Here is a 16,702-nt window from a genome sequence, read left to right as displayed (position 1 = left end):
GTTATCTTTTATTTGGTTCGCTATTCTACTGACAAAATTTCAACTTCGAAAGTCACGTCTTGTCCCGCTAGAGGATGGTTGAAGTCCACAGTGACTGAATCGCCTGCAATCTCTGTAATAATGCCCGGGATTTCCATGCCATCAGGGCCACTGAAGGCCATGATTGTACCAACTTCCACTTCTGCATCACCTACAAATTTAGTGCGATCCATATAGTGAATATGATCAGGGTTTGGCATACCAAACGCGTCTTCTGCCTTTAGCTCAATCGCTTTTTGTGCGCCTGTTTCGAGGCCTATCAAGCACTGCTCAAAGTTTTCACTCAAGCTGCCATCACCCATAACAAATTTCGCTGGTTTACCCATGTTATGAGTACTATCTGCAACCGATCCGTCTTTCATTTTAATCGTAAAGTGAAGGGTTACTACAGATTCATTGGTTATTGTTGTCACGTTAATGCTTCCTTGTTCTTGGGTTATTACGCTGTCAGCTTGGTCTTTTTATACATTGATATGCTGATTGGCGCTCCAACATAATAAAAAGCATCGCTCGAATCAACGGACGACGCTTAGGGTTATTCGATATACCGCAAAAGATTACTTGTCAGCGTCTTTTTTACGGAAGCCATCCAGAATAATCATTGCCGCACCAATACAGATCGCCATGTCAGCAAGGTTGAATGCTGGCCAGTGGTAGTTACCCCAGAAGAAGTCTAGGTAATCAACAACAAAGCCATGAACGACGCGGTCAAACACGTTGCCCACTGCACCACCAATAATCAGTGCATAAGCAATGTTGTTCCATTTTTCTTTTGCTGGAAGCTTACTCATCCAGTAGGTCAAAAGACCCGTAACAACAAACGCGATACCTGTAAATAACCAGCGCTGCCAACCAGCTTGATCGCTCAAGAAGCTGAAAGCGGCACCGTAGTTATGAACGTAAAGTAGGTTGAAGAATGGCAACACCTCAATTCGGTTTGCCCATCCGTAGCCCATGTTGTCCATCACCACCAATTTGATGCCAATATCTGCAATAAATACCAGAATTGCTAACCACAGCCAGCGAACTCCAGATTGCTTTAACGTCAGTGCTTTTTCACTCATTACTTTACCTACAAACAGCCCCAGTAAATACTGGGGCTGTTAATTTTAAAAAAAGTTCAGTCGTTCTAGGCAATTACGCGAATTTACGTACTTCACCTTCGCCGTCTACGTTAGACACACAACGACCACAGATTTTCTCGTGACCTTCAATTGTGCCTACGTCTGGCGTGTGGTGCCAACAACGATCACACTTCTCGCCTTCAGCTGCTGCTACTTCAACAAATAAGCCTTCGATATCTGTGGCTTGTGCTGCATCCGTCTTCTCACCTAGAGGCTTAACTTTCGCCGCAGAGGTTAGTAGAACAAAGCGCAGTTCATCTTCAAGTTTGTTGATCTTCGCCGCTAGTGCGTCATCAGCAAATAGAGTCACTTCAGCTTGTAGTGCACCACCAATGGTTTTCTCTTTACGCGCATCTTCTAGAAGTTTGTTTACCGCACCACGAACCGCTTGGATCTCAGACCAGAATTCGTTGTTCAGCTCTTCACCTTCAGCAAGACCGAATAGACCGTCGAACCACTCACCAGTGAATACGAACTTGTCGCGCTCGCCTGGCATTTCGTTCCAGATTTCATCTGCAGTGAACGACATGATTGGCGCCATCCAACGAACTAGCGCTTCTACGATGTAGTAAAGTGCAGTCTGACAGCTACGTTGAGCGTTGCCGCCACGTTTTGCTGTGTACTGACGGTCTTTAATTACGTCTAAGTAGAAAGAGCCCATTTCGATTGAACAGAATTGCATTAGACGCTGAGTTACGCCGTGTGTGTTGTACTCTTCGTATGCTTTAACAATCTCTTCTTGTGCTGCTAGTGCACGACCAACCGCCCAGCGATCTAGCGCAACCATCTCTTCAACAGGAACGATGTCTGTTTCAGGGTTGAAGCCGCTCAAGTTAGCTAGGAAGAAACGCGCTGTGTTACGGATACGACGGTACGCATCTGCGCTGCGTTTTAGGATTTCATCAGAAACCGCAACTTCACCAGTGTAGTCTGTAGAAGCAACCCATAGACGAAGAATGTCAGCACCTAGCTTGTTGGTTACGTCTTTTGGCGCAACCACGTTACCGATAGATTTAGACATCTTACGACCCTGACCGTCAACCACGAAACCGTGTGTCAGTACTTGTTTGTAAGGTGCTTCGTCTTTCATCGCAATAGATGAAATTAAAGAAGATTGGAACCAACCGCGGTGTTGGTCAGAACCTTCTAGGTATAGGTCTGCACTGTTGCCGTTGTACTCTTCACGAGCATCAACAACAGAGAAGTGAGTGACACCTGAATCGAACCATACGTCTAGCGTATCTAGCACTTTTTCGTATTGGTCAGCGTCAGCACCTAGTAGTTCAGCGGCATCTACATCCCACCATGCTTGGATGCCTTTCTCTTCAACCAGCTTAGCGACTTTCTCGATCAGCTCTAGCGTGTTTGGATGAAGTTCTGCTGTTTCTTTATGAACAAACAGAGCAATTGGCACACCCCAAGTACGTTGACGAGAGATACACCACTCAGGGCGACCTTCGATCATACCTTCGATGCGGCTTTGACCCCACTCAGGCATCCACTCTACATTCTTGATTGACTCTAATGCTTTAGCACGTAGGCCAGCTTGGTCCATAGAAACGAACCATTGAGGTGTAGCACGGAAGATGATTGGGGTCTTATGACGCCAACAGTGTGGGTAGCTGTGCTCGTAAGCGTGGTGGTGTAGTAGTGCACCTTTTTCTTTTAGTACTTCTACTACTGCATCGTTCGCTTTAAAAACGTGCTGACCAGCAAATAGCTCTGTATCTGGTAGGTAAACGCCGTTTGAGCCAACTGGGTTTGCTACTTCTAGGTTGTACTTGTTACCAACCGCGAAGTCTTCTTGACCGTGACCAGGAGCAGTGTGAACAACACCAGTACCTGAATCAGTCGTAACGTGATCACCAAGGATCGCCGGTACAGTGAAATCGTAGAATGGGTGTTGGAATTGAGAAAGCTCTAGGTCCGCACCTTTAGCAAAGCCAAGGTTGTGGAAGTGCTCGATACCCGCACGGTCCATTACGTCTTTCGCTAGCTCAGCAGCAACGATGATACGCTCAGCGTTGTCGCCTTCTGTTTGGATAAGCACGTACTCTAGATCATCACGTAGACATACTGCGCGGTTTGCAGGCAGTGTCCAAGGTGTTGTTGTCCAGATAACGATAGATACGTCACCGTGACCTTCATGACCTTCTGTCAGTTCAAATTTAGATAGCAGTGCCGCTTCGTCAGCCGCTTTAAAACGAACGTCGATAGATGGCGATACTTTATCTTTGTATTCTACTTCCGCTTCAGCAAGAGCAGAACCACAGTCTGTACACCAGTGAACAGGTTTGAAACCTTTTAGCAGGTGACCATTGCTTGCGATCTTACCAAGAGCACGAATAATGTTCGCTTCAGTTGCGAAATCCATAGTGCGGTATGGCTTGTCCCACTCACCCATGATACCAAGGCGTTTGAAGCTCTCTTTCTGACCTTCAACCTGACCTGCTGCGTATTCACGACATTTCTCGCGGAATTCCGCTGCTGTCACTTTTTGGCCTGGCTTACCTACTTTCTTCTCTACCATTAATTCGATTGGTAGACCGTGGCAGTCCCAGCCTGGGATGTAAGGTGCGTCAAAACCTGAAAGTGTTTTGGATTTAATAATAATGTCTTTAAGAATCTTGTTTAGTGCGTGACCAATATGAATGTCACCATTTGCGTAAGGAGGGCCATCGTGCAATACGAATGACTTTTTGCCTTTCTTAGCTTTACGGATTTCACCGTAAAGATCTTCTTTGTACCAACGCTTAAGCATTTCTGGCTCACGATTGGCCAGGTTGCCGCGCATTGGAAACCCTGTTTCAGGTAAGTTCAGGGTATCTTTATACTCACTCATCGATTCTTAATTCCGTTATATTGGGCGAAAATTAGACATTATGTTGAACGGTGGAATAAACCGCTCAACGCTTAAGCTGACGCAGCCACACCCTTGCTGCTTCAGCATCCAATTCGATTTGTTGTTTAAGTGCTTCAAACGACTCAAACTTTTGCTCATCTCGAAGTTTATGCAAAAGTTCCACTTCTAGTTGCTTGCCATATAAATTGGCATGAAAGTCGAATAAGTGCACTTCTAACTGTTGGCGAACACCATTGACGGTTGGTCTTTGACCAATATTAGCAACACCACCAACTGGCTTATTTCCTAAGCCAAGCGCTTGAACAACATAGACTCCGGAAACCGGAGAAACACAGCGTTTCAAAGGAATATTTGCAGTAGGGAACCCAATGGTTCGACCTAGCTTTCTTCCATGAGAAACACGACCGCTGATGCTGTAGTTTCTTCCCAGCATCTCTTGCGCGGAATGCAAATCGTCACGCGCCAGCGCTTGACGGATAGCCGTACTGCTGACACGTAATTGTTGTAAACAAAAGCTCTGGGTACTTACGACATCAAAGCCGTATTTTTCCCCCGCTTCCTGCAGCATTGCAAAGTTACCTGTACGGCCTTTGCCAAAGCAGAAATCATCACCAACGACAAGAAACTTAACACCCAAACGCTCGACCAACAAGTCACGGATAAACTCTTCCGCGGTTAAACTTGCAAAATGGCGATTGAAATTGACACACAGTAAGCGGTCAATATCGAGCTTACTCAATTGCACGAACTTATCGCGTAATCGCGTCAACCTTGCAGGTGCCTTGTCTTTGGCAAACAGCTCCATCGGCTGAGGTTCAAAGGTCATCACAACAGAAGGCAAGGATAGCCTGTCCGCTTGCTCAGACACTTGCTGCAATACTTGTTGATGGCCTTTATGGACACCATCGAAATTGCCAATAGTCAGCACACAACCATGATGTCGCGGGTTGATATTGTGAATGCCTCTAATCAGTTCCATTGGATACTGCTTTCTGCCTCTGTTTTACTTTACACTGTGTGAAACTGACGGATTATATACTAATCACCCTCAGTCTGTCCCAGCTTTTAGGTCTTTTAAACGCGCACCAGTTAAAAATAGAACCACTAGGTAAACTACGGCTCCTAAACCGATCAACATCCCTAGCACCGCGCTTCGGTGAGCAAAGCTCCAGCCCAGCCATACTGACATATCTTCCAGTTGCCATAAGATTGCCGCCACCATCGCCGCGCCAGCAATAGCTAAACGTATAATAAAGAAGACGGTTCGCTTAGTGATTTGGTATACCTCTGCGATGTGCAGGCCACGATACAGCAGTGCCATATTCACAAATGCCGATAGTGCCGTCGCGATAGCCAAGCCAACGTAGCCATAGAAGTACGCAAAAATTGCATTAAATACCATGTTGGTCACCATCGCAATGATGCCGTATTTCACTGGCGTTTTAGTGTCTTGACGCGAGTAATAACCCGGAGCGAGCACTTTAATCAGCATAAAGTTCAACAAGCCTGAAGCGTAAGCAAAGAGTGACAATGATGCTTGATGTACGTCTTGTGGCGAAAACTCACCTCGCATGAATAACACCATCAACATAGGTTTTGCCAGTACCATCAAACCAAGCATTGCAGGAAGGCCAAGTAAGATCACCATGCGCACCCCCCAGTCCATGGTTTGTGCGAATCCTTCATTTTGTGCGTCAACATGTTTGCGTGATAATGCTGGTAAAATCACCGTTGCAATAGCAATACCAAACAGACCTAACGGGAATTCCAACAAGCGATCTGAATAGTACAACCAACTGATCGAACCGGTTTGCAGAAAGCTGGCAATAAAAGTATCAAACAACAAGTTGATTTGGCTTACCGACACACCGAACAAAGCAGGAATCATTAAGGTTCGGATCTTCACCACGCCCGGATCGCGCCAGCCCCATTTCGGCTTAACCATAACCCCCGCTTTAATAAGGAAAGGGATTTGAAATAAGAACTGAACCAAACCACCAAGGAAAACACCGATGGCAAGACCAATCTCTGGCTGTGGCATCTGCGGCGAGATAAACCATGCTGCCAAAATGATCATCACATTGAGGAAGACAGGAGTAAACGAAGAAACCGCAAACTTACCTAGTGTATTGAGAATGGCTCCCGATAGGGCAACAAAAGTGATGAACCATAAATAAGGAAAGGTAATCTTGAGCATCACGCTAGCAAGTTCGAACTTCTCAGCCGCGGGACCACCATGCATCCAGTCTAGGAACCAACCAAAACCAAACAGTGCAGTCACCACTCCGGAACCTAGAACACCTAAGATGGTAACAATTGAGACTATCACCCCTAATGTACCCGCCGCACGAGCAATGAGCTCCCGAGTTTTATTCATGTCGCCTTGAGCATGGCTTTCCGTTAAAACAGGTACAAACGCTTGGGAAAAAGCACCTTCAGCAAACAAACGTCGTAAAAAATTAGGAATTTTATTGGCGAAGAAAAAGACGTCTGCGCTTGCTCCTGCCCCCATTAAATTTGCCACTACAACATCACGAACTAGGCCAAGAACGCGGGAAATAAATGTCATAGAACTGACGATCATGCCAGACTTGAGTAGTCGTTTACTCACTGTAACCTCGGAATATCACCATAAGACAGCTAACCCTATACTGTTTCTCTGACAGGTGCTGTAAATAGACGTCAAAAATCTATCCGCGGGTTGTAAGGAATAAGTGTGCCTTTCGCGGATAATTATTAGCATTGGTATAAAAATGCTGTTAGAATCCCCGCCATCTTAACCGCGATAACCTCTCTTACCAAAATTTGTTTTGGCTTAGATCGGTTTTTGCACAAATCATTTGACATTTAAGCGCAAATGAGGGATATTCCTCGCCCTTAAATTGTCACAGAACTAAGTTTTTGGGAGTTAGACCCTTGGCAAATAGTAAATCTGCTAAGAAGCGCGCTATCCAAGCTGAGAAACGTCGTCAGCACAATGCTAGCCGTCGCTCAATGATGCGTACTTACATGAAGAAAACTGTTGCTGCTATCGAAGCAGGCGACAAAGAAGCTGCAACTGCTGCATTCGCTGTAGTTACACCTATCCTAGACCGCATGGCAACTAAAGGCCTTATTCACAAGAATAAAGCAGCTCGCCATAAGTCTCGTTTCGCTGCACAAATCAAAGCTCTTTAATAGAGTCCTGATTTTACAGTGAAGAAAAAACCGACCTTGTGTCGGTTTTTTTATATCTACAAAGTTTTCTTAATAAAAAAAGCTGGCAATGCCAGCTTTTCTTTTTCTGAATGTCCCATTTAAAGACATCAGCTTATTCATTACCCATATAACGCTCAAACTAGAAAGCACTAATAAAACACTTGAGAACAAAGCAAATTGGTCGATGAGTAGTACCCTATCATCAAAAGTTTAACGCCACTCTCAAATATTCCAACAAGTTAGATTCACACTCTAAGATGAGCAGTATATTAGGACTATTTAATTAATGTTGAGCACTCTCAGCACAATAAAGACTATGCAGTGTTTTTATTAACGCTTTCACTTCATCACTCTTTAATGTGTAGTACACCGTCTGTGCTTCTTTCCTTGTCGTGACTAACTCATCACGGCGAAGCCAAGCAAGATGCTGAGATAATGCCGACTGGCTTAGCTCTAACTTTGCACACAGCTCTCCCACGGACAGCTCTTGGTTATGCAGCATACAAAGGATTTGTAGGCGTCTCTCGTTTGCCATCGCTTTGAGCAACACGACGGCTTTTGCGGAGTTCTGCTCCATTTCTTGTAGATTCATGTGTTGGACCTCTAGCTACAACTTACTTATTCCAACCCTGGCCAGCTTGTTGTGTTGCACTGATTTATATATCTAAGAAAATCAAGATACACTTCCAGAGTCTTCATTATTAGAACCTCTAATTTAGTTGTTAGTGATACACCAATATTATCCACCAAGGATTTTAATTGGTGCGCCATCAATAATTAATAGTTTTGCTCACTAAAACAAGTATCTTGCTTACTTAGATATTATTTAGAATTATATTTTTATTGATAGTAATCTATTTATTTACGCAACGATACGGGTTTACTCAAACATTTGACTGAAATCAGCATCACAAACATTTTTTACCGCGGGGTGTTGGATCATTCGTTCCGCAAAAATCACGTAGTACTCTTCTTTTAGCCCATCGACATGGCCAATTAGCTGTAAATTTCGGTCGTCTTCAATCTCCGACATGTATACGGTCGGTGCCAAGAAAATCACATCATCGTGGTACCGAGCAAAAGCTTTCATCAACGCAACATCATCAAACTCCCCTAGCACATTGGGTTGAAGGCCTTGACGATCAAACCATTGAATAACTTTACGCCCCATAGCCGTTCGGCTCGCGGGAATCAGAAGTTTTTTTTGTTCCAAGATCTCAGGGAATCGCACATTTTCAATTTCAGAAGAAGCAAAAAAGCTCATGCTACTTTCACCCAACTTTTTGCTATAAAGGCCAGGACTTTGAGTAGAATCAACGGGACAATCCGAAAGGATCATATCTAGCTTGTGCTGAGAAAGGCGTTCAAGTAGCAGTTCGTGGGTCGATTCATAACAGCGTAAATGAATACTGTTATCTTCCGGGACGGTCGTCATCAGTATTTTACTGACCAAGCGTTTAGATAATGCATCGGCTACACCAACTTCAAATAGAATGTTCGAGTGCTGGCTGTAATTGACGATATCTAACATCTCATAGCTCAAACCGAACATCCGGTCGGCGTACTTAAACACAAGCTGACCTAACTCAGTGGGCTCAACTGTACGACCATTACGCTTGGTTAACTTTCCTTTCATGCGCTCTTCAAGCGCTTTAATCTGTCCTGTCACGGTTTGCGGTGTCAGGAAGAGCGCGTCAGCCGCCTTAGTTACAGAGCCCTGTTTGCACACCATCCAGAAATAATAGAGATGGTTGTAGTTTAGATGTGACATGATCGAGTCCCGAAAAGAAAGTGATACTTTTTATACCAAATGTGACAGAGACAAACAATAAACTCGACAAAACCATACAATACCTTACAAAAGCATAAGTTTTACCGAAAGTATAAAGTCAATACTGTCATAAAAGTTGAACTGATGCGCATTTTCTCTACAAAAAAAACGCAAAAACCAAACAAAACGAAATCAAAATTTAATCATTAAAATCAACAGGTTAAAAATTAATTTTCTTCCTCTTTTACGCCATTATCAAAAAGAACAATAAAAATCTCTCACAGCAAGAAATCTGTAATATTACTGAAATATTTGTTCTCTAACATCGCCCGCAGATTCAACTACAGACCGAAAAATGAACTGAAAGGTCAACGGAGAAAATTATGATGAACCAAGCTACTTCAACAGTGGCACCAATTTCGAGCACAGCTCGTTGGTTACGCTGGGCTAACTTGGCATTCATGTTATATCTGCTTCTTCTAGCAGTATCTATGGTTGGTAGTGGCTTTAAATGGGCAACTGGCGATCAAGCTAAGGTGCTATTTGAATTTGCCGCACACCCAGTTGCAGGTCTCATGATCGGCTTGGTGGCAACAGCCTTAATTCAGTCTTCAAGTACTGTAACGTCTATTATTGTAGGCTTGGTTGCAGGTGGCTTACCTGTAGAAACCGCTATCCCTATGGTGATGGGTGCTAACATTGGTACCACAGTGACCAATACGCTTGTGTCTCTTGGCCACGTGCGCTGTAAAGAAGAGTTCAAACGTGCATTTGCAAGTGCAACCATTCACGACTTCTTCAACTTGCTTGCTGTCGCTATTTTCCTTCCGTTGGAAATGATGTTCGGCATTTTAGAGAAAGTTTCTCACTGGCTTGTTTCTCCACTGCTTGCTACTGGTGATATGAGCATTAAGGGCTTCAACTTTATTAAACCAATTACAAAGCCAGTCGTAGGCGCAATTAAAGAGCCACTTTCTACCTTCGGTGATACTGTTGGCGGCGTCATGCTTATTGCTTTGGGTATTGCGACTATCTTCGTTGCAATCACAGTGATGGGTAAATTGATGAAGAGCCTAATGGTTGGTCGCGCACGTGAAATTTTGAAAAACGCCATCGGTCGTGGTCCTATTCACGGCATCGTATCAGGCTCAATCGTGACCGTTCTAGTACAATCTTCCTCAACCACGACAAGTTTAATGGTTCCGTTGGTTGGTACTGGCGTGTTGAAAGTACGAGATATCTACCCTTTCACTCTGGGTGCTAACATTGGTACTTGTATTACGGCACTACTAGCAGCGACAGCGGTATCTGGAGAGTTCGCAGTATTCGCACTACAAATCGCTCTAGTCCACTTAGTATTTAACATCATGGCGACGCTGTTTATCTTTGGAATTCCATTCCTACGTGAGATTCCGGTTAAAGGCGCTGAGATGATTTCTGAAATGGCTATTAAGAATAAAGCTGTTGTTGGTGGTTACCTAATGTCAGTATTCGTTATTCTACCAGGTGCAATTCTAGCCCTAACAACGTAACAACAACGACATACCATCGCTTATTGTTTAGGCTCCACATCGTGGAGCCTTTTTTATGATAATTAAACTGTTCAAATCGATTGTCCGGTGATAATTTGAGCCACATCAGCATGCTTATGCTGAGCTATCTCATTTGGAGTCGACAACATGACGCAGCTTAATGACGCTATTTCTGATCAGCTACTCGCAATAGACGAAAACCTAACCCAACTGGTTGCTGATATTGATATCCTCAGTAGCGTGAATCCTCTTAATTATGCTCAAGAAAGAGAACGTTTCATTAAAAACAAATATTCTCAAGAGCCTAATTTTCAATATTCAATTACTAACGTAGATACCCACAGCGCAAAGCGACGCCTATATGAGCTACCTCTAGAAAACATTCAAGACACCCAACTGCAGAGGCTATACGCGGATGTAATTCAGTCTTATGCAGATAAACTGGATCAAGTGAATACCATCGGCACGCAAGAGTTTCTTTATAACTCCTTACGCTATTATGGGGAACCGAGCGCCAAAGATATTGCCAACGCCCATTTCATATTGCACCTTCCTACAGAAGAAGAAAAAGAACCTCAGCACGATAGCCGTGCAATAGCACGTTTCATGCAAAATTTTGCTCAACGCAATGGGTATGAATGTGAAATACAGGTGTTAGACGGGATGTTAGCAAACGCACTAGTTTCAGGGTCTCGAGTCAAAATTAACCACGCGGCGTACATCACCACTGATGAGCTGGAGGCTCTTGCACATCATGAAATGGGAGTACATCTCCTGACTACGCTTAACGGTCGTCAACAACCGCTAAAAGTCCTGAGCTTAGGTTGTCCTGCCAATACCAACACTCAAGAAGGGCTGGCTATATTATGTGAGTATCTGTCAGGACATTTCAGTATCAAGCGCCTAAGAACCTTAGCCTTACGAGTTCTGGCAGTAGAGTCGATGATCAAGGATCGCGATTTCCGCCATACGTTCATGCTATTAAAAGAACAGTATAAAGCTTCTGATCTTCAAGCATTTACAACGACTGCCCGAGTGTATCGAGGTGGAGGTTTAACGAAGGATTACTTGTATCTTAGAGGATTCCGAGAGGTGCTCAATGCCTATGATAAATTGGGCGATGACTTTTCACTATTGTTGTGCGGGAAAACGGAGCTGAAGTACTTTGAGCTTATCCGTTCATTAGTGAGTAAAGAAATATTCACTCAACCTAAGTTTATTAGCCCGGCACTGTCCAAACCGATGCAGACCAACCCAATTCACCGTTATATTGTCAGTGCACTAAAATAATACCTTCTAAGTACAAAAAAGAAAAAAGCTCCATTCGGAGCTTTTTCTATATCTTGAAGAACGATACTCGTTACACTGAGAATGGGTAACGAATAGGATCGTGATGCTCGTACCCTTCAACCCAAAAGTCATCCAGTGTGACCCATGTTTCCAAATCTTCTAGAGATTTAATCTCTGGGTTGATATGGAACGTCGGCGCTTTTAATGGCTCACGCTTCAACTGAACATCGCGCATCAGTTCAAGCTGGTCTTCATAAATGTGAGCATTCACAATCTTATGAAATGCCTGACCAGGTTTCTTGCCCGTAATTTGCGCCATAATCGCCAAGAATACGTAAACTTGAACCATATTGAAGTTTAAGCCAAGCGGTACATCACACGAACGCTGAGTACTATTCAGGTAAAGCGTATCATCCAGCAATGAAAAATGGTGACTGTACATACAAGGACGCAAGCACCCCATGTGGAACTCACCCGGGTTGTAGAAGTTCAAGATTTCACCGCGATCATCAACACCACGCGTTAAGTCATCCACTATCTTACGTAGCTGGTCAACATGACCACCATCAGGTTTCGCCCAGGCGCGCCCTTGAACCCCATAGACACGGCCCATGTCGTCTTCACCTTTACGGTATGGGTTATTCAACCAGGCATCATTTAGGTTGGCATTGGCATCCCAGGTTTTCGTGCCCAGATTACGAAAATCTTCCGCATTATCGTAACCACGAATGTACCCTAGTAGCTCTGCAACGGCTGCTTTCCAAAAACTTTTACGTGTGGTGACCAACGGAAATTGATTGTTCGCAACATCGTAGGTTAAATCCGCGTTGATTACGGTCAGGCAGCGCTTGCCTGTACGCTCATTTTCAACCCAAACACCTTGGTCAACGATGCGTTGACACAAATCTAAATACTGTTTCACACCAATACCTTACTTCGTCTTTTGTGGTAATTCGTCTTTGTAATGACCACGTTTGTATGCCCAAACCATCATGAGGACACCGATAACCACCATTGGCAGGGATAAAATCTGTCCCATGGAAATAAAGCCACCGAATAAACCCAAATGAGCGTCTGGTTCGCGCACGTATTCTACTAGGAAACGGAAGGTTCCGTAACCCGCAAGAAAGAGTCCTGAAACAGAACCTAGAGGACGAGGTTTCTTGATGAACCAATTCAAAATGAAGAAAAGGACGATACCTTCAAGCGCCATTTCATAAAGTTGCGATGGATGACGTGGCAGTGGACCGCCATTTGGGAAAACGATCGCCCAAGGCACATCCGTTACTCGGCCCCACAACTCGCTGTTCATGAAGTTACCTAAACGCCCCATACCCAAACCAAATGGCACAAGCGGCGCGATAAAGTCAGCAACACCGAAGAAAGTTCGCCCGTTTTTGTGTGCATACCAGAACATCGCGGTAATCACACCCAGTAAGCCCCCGTGGAAAGACATACCACCGGTCCACACTTTAAATAGATACAAAGGGTCAGCCAGGAAGAGCTCAAAATTGTAGAAAAGCACGTAGCCTACACGGCCACCAATCACCACGCCAAGGAAGCCTGCGAACAACAAATCAGAAACCTGCTCTCGTGTCCAACCACTTCCAGGCTTATCCGCACGTCGGTTAGCTAACCATAGAGCAAACATAAAGCCCACAAGGTACATCAAACCGTACCAACGAACCGAAACAGGACCAATAGAGATTAAAACCGGATCAATATTGGGAAATTCAATATATCCCTGAGACATAAATCATTCTCTTCTTATCACAACAAAATAAATATACCCAAGTAACCTCTAGATGCTTGGTTCAGCGAGAATGACTTGGGTACAAACTTAGAGCAGCATGGTCGCTGCAACAAACATTAAGAACACCGCGAATATCTTTTTTAATACCGCAGTTGGAAGGTTAGTTGCCAGCTTCGCACCCACTTTTGTTGTGAGCATCGAGGCCATAGCAATCGCTAATAAAGCGGGAAGATAAACATAGCCAATACTGTATGAAGGTAAGCCTTCCACTTTATAGCCATGTAAGATGAAGCCGATCATACCAGAAATAGCAATCACGCAACCACAAACGGAGGATGAGCCCACCGCTTTACGCATCTCTATCCCATGTTTATTTAAAAATGGTACCGACAGTGAGCCACCACCAATACCAGCAAGGCTTGATACGACACCAATTCCCGTGCCGTAAACTACAGTCACAGGGCTGCTCGGCATAGGTTTACTGCTCGTAACTTTAATGGAACGAAACATTTGTACTGACAGGCAAAGAACAATGACACCAAACACTTTCGGCAAATAGTGTGTAGGGATCCACTCAGCAATATTGGCACCAACAAAGCCACCAATGACCACACCAGGCATCAACCATTTTACGACAAACATATCGACATTGCCGAGCTTAAGGTGATTCATCGCCGATGAGCCAGACGTGACAATAATACTCGCTAACGAAGTGGCTAAGGCCATGTGCATACTCATTTCTGGAGAGATCCCAGCAAGAGGAAGCAAATACAACAAGGCAGGAACAACAATCAAACCACCACCGATACCGAGTAACCCCGCCATCACACCCACAAAAGCGCCTAGCGCCAACAATAACAAAAATAAAGAGACGGTCACGATTTCCTACTTTTTACCTGCACGGATAAAGCCCGCAAAGCCCTGTTGAATGAAGAAGTCATGCATCATTTGATGAATGTCCTCCCCATAGGACTTTGTCATTGCTTGCTCCGCTAATTTTTCTAATTCTTCTTGTTGACTATGACGAATCAAATATTTCACCTTAGCCACGTTGGAGGTGTTCATACTCAAACTGGTATACCCTAACCCAAGTAAGAGAAGAGCGCCAAATGGATCACCCGCTAGCTCACCACAAATACACACGGGCACCTGATATTTATCACACACCTCATGGATTTGCTTAAGCGCTAACAGTACCGCAGGATGCATAGATTCATAGACATCCGCTACGCGCGAATTGTTCCTATCTACCGCTAATAAATACTGAGTTAAATCGTTTGTCCCGACAGAAACAAAATCAACACGGTGAGCAATCGTTGGCAACAGATACACCATCGATGGTACTTCAATCATGACCCCAATTTGTGGGAATTGAATTCTATCATCAAGCAAAACGGCTTCGCTGTGAGCTTGATTAATCAAGCTAATGGCATCGTCTAGCTCTTTTACCCCTGACACCATTGGCAATAAGATACTTAAGTTTCCGCTTTCTGCACTCGCTCTTAACATTGCACGCAGCTGGATCAAGAAAATGTCTGGATGATCCAATGTAAAACGAATGCCACGCCAGCCTAGAAACGGATTATCTTCTTCGATGGGCAAATACGGCAAAGGTTTGTCACCACCAATATCCAAAGTACGCATCACTACTCGTTGATTCGGATAGCTGTTAAGTATTGCTTGGTATTGATGATACTGCTCATCTTCCGAAGGAAAGTGATGCTGAAGTAAAAATGCAATCTCAGTTCGGTACAACCCAACACCATCAACACCTGTGTTGATGGCAATATTACTGTCTGCACTGAGTCCCGCATTCAGCATAATTTCGATATGGTGATTATCTTGCGTAACCGCAGGGAGTGCGAGGTCCTTGTTTACCATGGCAAACAGTTCAGACTCTTCGCTTACTAAGCTGCGATACTCTCGCAACAACTGGCGGTTTGGCTCTAAGAAGATCTCACCCGTATAGCCGTCGACTATCCCGAGTTTGCCATTCACCACATCCGGATTAATGTTGGCGCCCATGACTGCAGGGACCCCAAGAGCTCGAGATAAAATGGCAGCGTGAGAGTTTGCGCCTCCCTCTAATGATACGACGGCTAACAAGAACTCTTTAGGTACAGAAGCGAGCAAGGTGGCAGTGAGTTCATTCGCCACCAAAATAATGGGACGATCAATTGCAGAATTTTCTTGCTCACTGTTGTGCAGAAAATAGAGCAGCCTTTGCCCTAACTCTCGGATATCTTGCGCTCTTTCACGCATGTATACATCCGACATTCTGGCAAATCGATTCGAGTATGACTCTACAACTTGGCGTAACGCCCAGTCTGCCCTATCTCCTTTTTCAATCTGCTTCTTCAAATCACCGCGAAGCATCGGATCATTCAGTAAGTGAGTAAACAGATCGAAGATCGCCAGCGCATCTTTGTTGATTTCACTGTCCAGCTTTTTCCGCATACGGCGAAAGTCATTTAACGCTCGCTCTATGGCCACCAGTAGTGTCTCGTGCTCGCGTTCCTTATCTAACGTGGACGAAGGGAAAACATCCGATAAACTCGGCTGGGTATTGTCGAACCAAAACTCTCCAATCGCGACACCTGTAGACGCAGGCAAACCTTTTAATACCGTGGGTTTAGATGCTAACTGCCAATGCCCAAGATTCTGCGCATGTGCAATGAGCACCGCTAACTGAGCGGATAAGGTAACAAGAAACGATTCTTCCATTTCACTAAACAAGCGCGGCGTTTTTTGTTGGATCACCAACACACCTAAAACTTGTTTACGATGAATGATTGGAGTAGCTAAAAAAGAGTGGTAAATCTGTTCGCCGAGTTGAGGAAAGAATTTGAACTCGGGGTGTTTTGAGGCTTCGGCAAGGTTAAGGGGTTCAGCGCTTCGTTTTACCAACCCAACCAAGCCTTCATTGAAGTTGATATGAATACTATCACCTTCAAAAATAAGGCCTTGAGTTGCCATTAACTCAAGGCGCTGCATTTCTTCATTAGCAAGATAGATAGTACAGCACTCAGTACTAAGGGCAGCACAAGTCTCTTTCACCAATATATCGAGTGCCAGATGCACATCATCGACCCTGGAGACTTTCTCAACTATTTCCCTTAGCTGACTGAGCAT

The 16,702-nt window shown here is 44.4% G+C and carries 14 protein-coding genes; 3 read left to right on the top strand and 11 right to left on the bottom strand.

Translation table 11 applies throughout. From position 1 onward, the window contains the following. Positions 1-20 precede the first annotated feature (20 nt). The 5 genes from fkpB to murJ form a co-directional block, all read right to left on the bottom strand. A complete protein-coding gene (gene fkpB, locus R7Q41_RS11055) occupies positions 21-452 on the bottom strand; it encodes an FKBP-type peptidyl-prolyl cis-trans isomerase (RefSeq protein WP_005381922.1) in 432 nt (143 codons plus the stop codon). A gap of 144 nt (positions 453-596) precedes the next feature. Further along, on the bottom strand, positions 597-1,103 hold the full coding sequence (lspA, locus tag R7Q41_RS11050; protein WP_005385948.1) for a signal peptidase II: 507 nt from the start codon (positions 1,101-1,103) through the stop codon (positions 597-599). Positions 1,104-1,176: 73 nt separating this feature from the next. Beyond that, on the bottom strand, positions 1,177-4,005 hold the full coding sequence (gene ileS / locus R7Q41_RS11045; RefSeq protein ID WP_149192039.1) for an isoleucine--tRNA ligase: 2,829 nt from the start codon (positions 4,003-4,005) through the stop codon (positions 1,177-1,179). Between the two features lie 64 nt (positions 4,006-4,069). Continuing rightward, a complete protein-coding gene (gene ribF, locus R7Q41_RS11040) occupies positions 4,070-5,005 on the bottom strand; it encodes a bifunctional riboflavin kinase/FAD synthetase (protein WP_017821498.1) in 936 nt (311 codons plus the stop codon). Between the two features lie 69 nt (positions 5,006-5,074). Further along, positions 5,075-6,637 carry a murein biosynthesis integral membrane protein MurJ gene (gene murJ / locus R7Q41_RS11035; protein ID WP_318144494.1) on the bottom strand — a complete coding sequence of 521 codons (1,563 nt, stop codon included), beginning with the start codon at positions 6,635-6,637 and terminating at the stop codon, positions 5,075-5,077. 305 nt (positions 6,638-6,942) lie between these two features. Between murJ and rpsT the strand changes: the two genes are divergently transcribed. Further along, positions 6,943-7,203: a 30S ribosomal protein S20 gene (rpsT, locus tag R7Q41_RS11030; RefSeq protein WP_005381938.1), complete on the top strand. Its 261-nt coding sequence runs from the start codon at positions 6,943-6,945 to the stop codon at positions 7,201-7,203. Between the two features lie 304 nt (positions 7,204-7,507). Here the strand turns inward: rpsT and R7Q41_RS11025 are convergent, their stop codons facing one another. After that, positions 7,508-7,816 carry an ArsR/SmtB family transcription factor gene (locus tag R7Q41_RS11025; protein WP_005381940.1) on the bottom strand — a complete coding sequence of 103 codons (309 nt, stop codon included), beginning with the start codon at positions 7,814-7,816 and terminating at the stop codon, positions 7,508-7,510. A 288-nt stretch (positions 7,817-8,104) separates the two neighbouring features. Next, complete coding sequence (nhaR, locus tag R7Q41_RS11020) at positions 8,105-8,995, bottom strand: transcriptional activator NhaR (protein ID WP_017821499.1); 891 nt, start codon at positions 8,993-8,995, stop codon at positions 8,105-8,107. A gap of 386 nt (positions 8,996-9,381) precedes the next feature. Here nhaR and R7Q41_RS11015 point away from each other — a divergent pair, with 386 nt between their 5' ends. Together R7Q41_RS11015 and R7Q41_RS11010 are read left to right on the top strand one after the other, a co-directional pair. Beyond that, the gene (locus tag R7Q41_RS11015) at positions 9,382-10,527 is read left to right on the top strand and encodes a Na/Pi symporter (protein WP_025768431.1); all 1,146 of its coding nucleotides are present in this window, start codon (positions 9,382-9,384) and stop codon (positions 10,525-10,527) included. Positions 10,528-10,674: 147 nt separating this feature from the next. Then, a complete protein-coding gene (locus R7Q41_RS11010; protein WP_017636169.1) occupies positions 10,675-11,817 on the top strand; it encodes a flavohemoglobin expression-modulating QEGLA motif protein in 1,143 nt (380 codons plus the stop codon). A 70-nt stretch (positions 11,818-11,887) separates the two neighbouring features. Here the strand turns inward: R7Q41_RS11010 and R7Q41_RS11005 are convergent, their stop codons facing one another. The 4 genes from R7Q41_RS11005 to ptsP all read right to left on the bottom strand — a co-directional run bounded on the left by R7Q41_RS11005 (position 11,888) and on the right by ptsP (position 16,702). Beyond that, positions 11,888-12,739 carry a thymidylate synthase gene (locus R7Q41_RS11005; protein ID WP_158157243.1) on the bottom strand — a complete coding sequence of 284 codons (852 nt, stop codon included), beginning with the start codon at positions 12,737-12,739 and terminating at the stop codon, positions 11,888-11,890. A gap of 9 nt (positions 12,740-12,748) precedes the next feature. After that, entirely contained in the window at positions 12,749-13,570 is an 822-nt protein-coding gene (gene lgt, locus R7Q41_RS11000) for a prolipoprotein diacylglyceryl transferase (RefSeq protein ID WP_005381948.1), read from the bottom strand. Between the two features lie 87 nt (positions 13,571-13,657). Next, positions 13,658-14,449, bottom strand: a complete 792-nt coding sequence (locus R7Q41_RS10995; RefSeq protein WP_005385965.1) for a sulfite exporter TauE/SafE family protein — start codon at positions 14,447-14,449, stop codon at positions 13,658-13,660. A 6-nt stretch (positions 14,450-14,455) separates the two neighbouring features. Further along, a complete protein-coding gene (gene ptsP, locus R7Q41_RS10990) occupies positions 14,456-16,702 on the bottom strand; it encodes a phosphoenolpyruvate--protein phosphotransferase (protein WP_005385966.1) in 2,247 nt (748 codons plus the stop codon).

The sequence above is a fragment of the Vibrio sp. 2096 genome, from assembly GCF_033339595.1.
Taxonomy (GTDB): Bacteria; Pseudomonadota; Gammaproteobacteria; order Enterobacterales; family Vibrionaceae; genus Vibrio; species Vibrio alginolyticus.
This window is presented reverse-complemented; position numbering and strand designations above follow the sequence as displayed.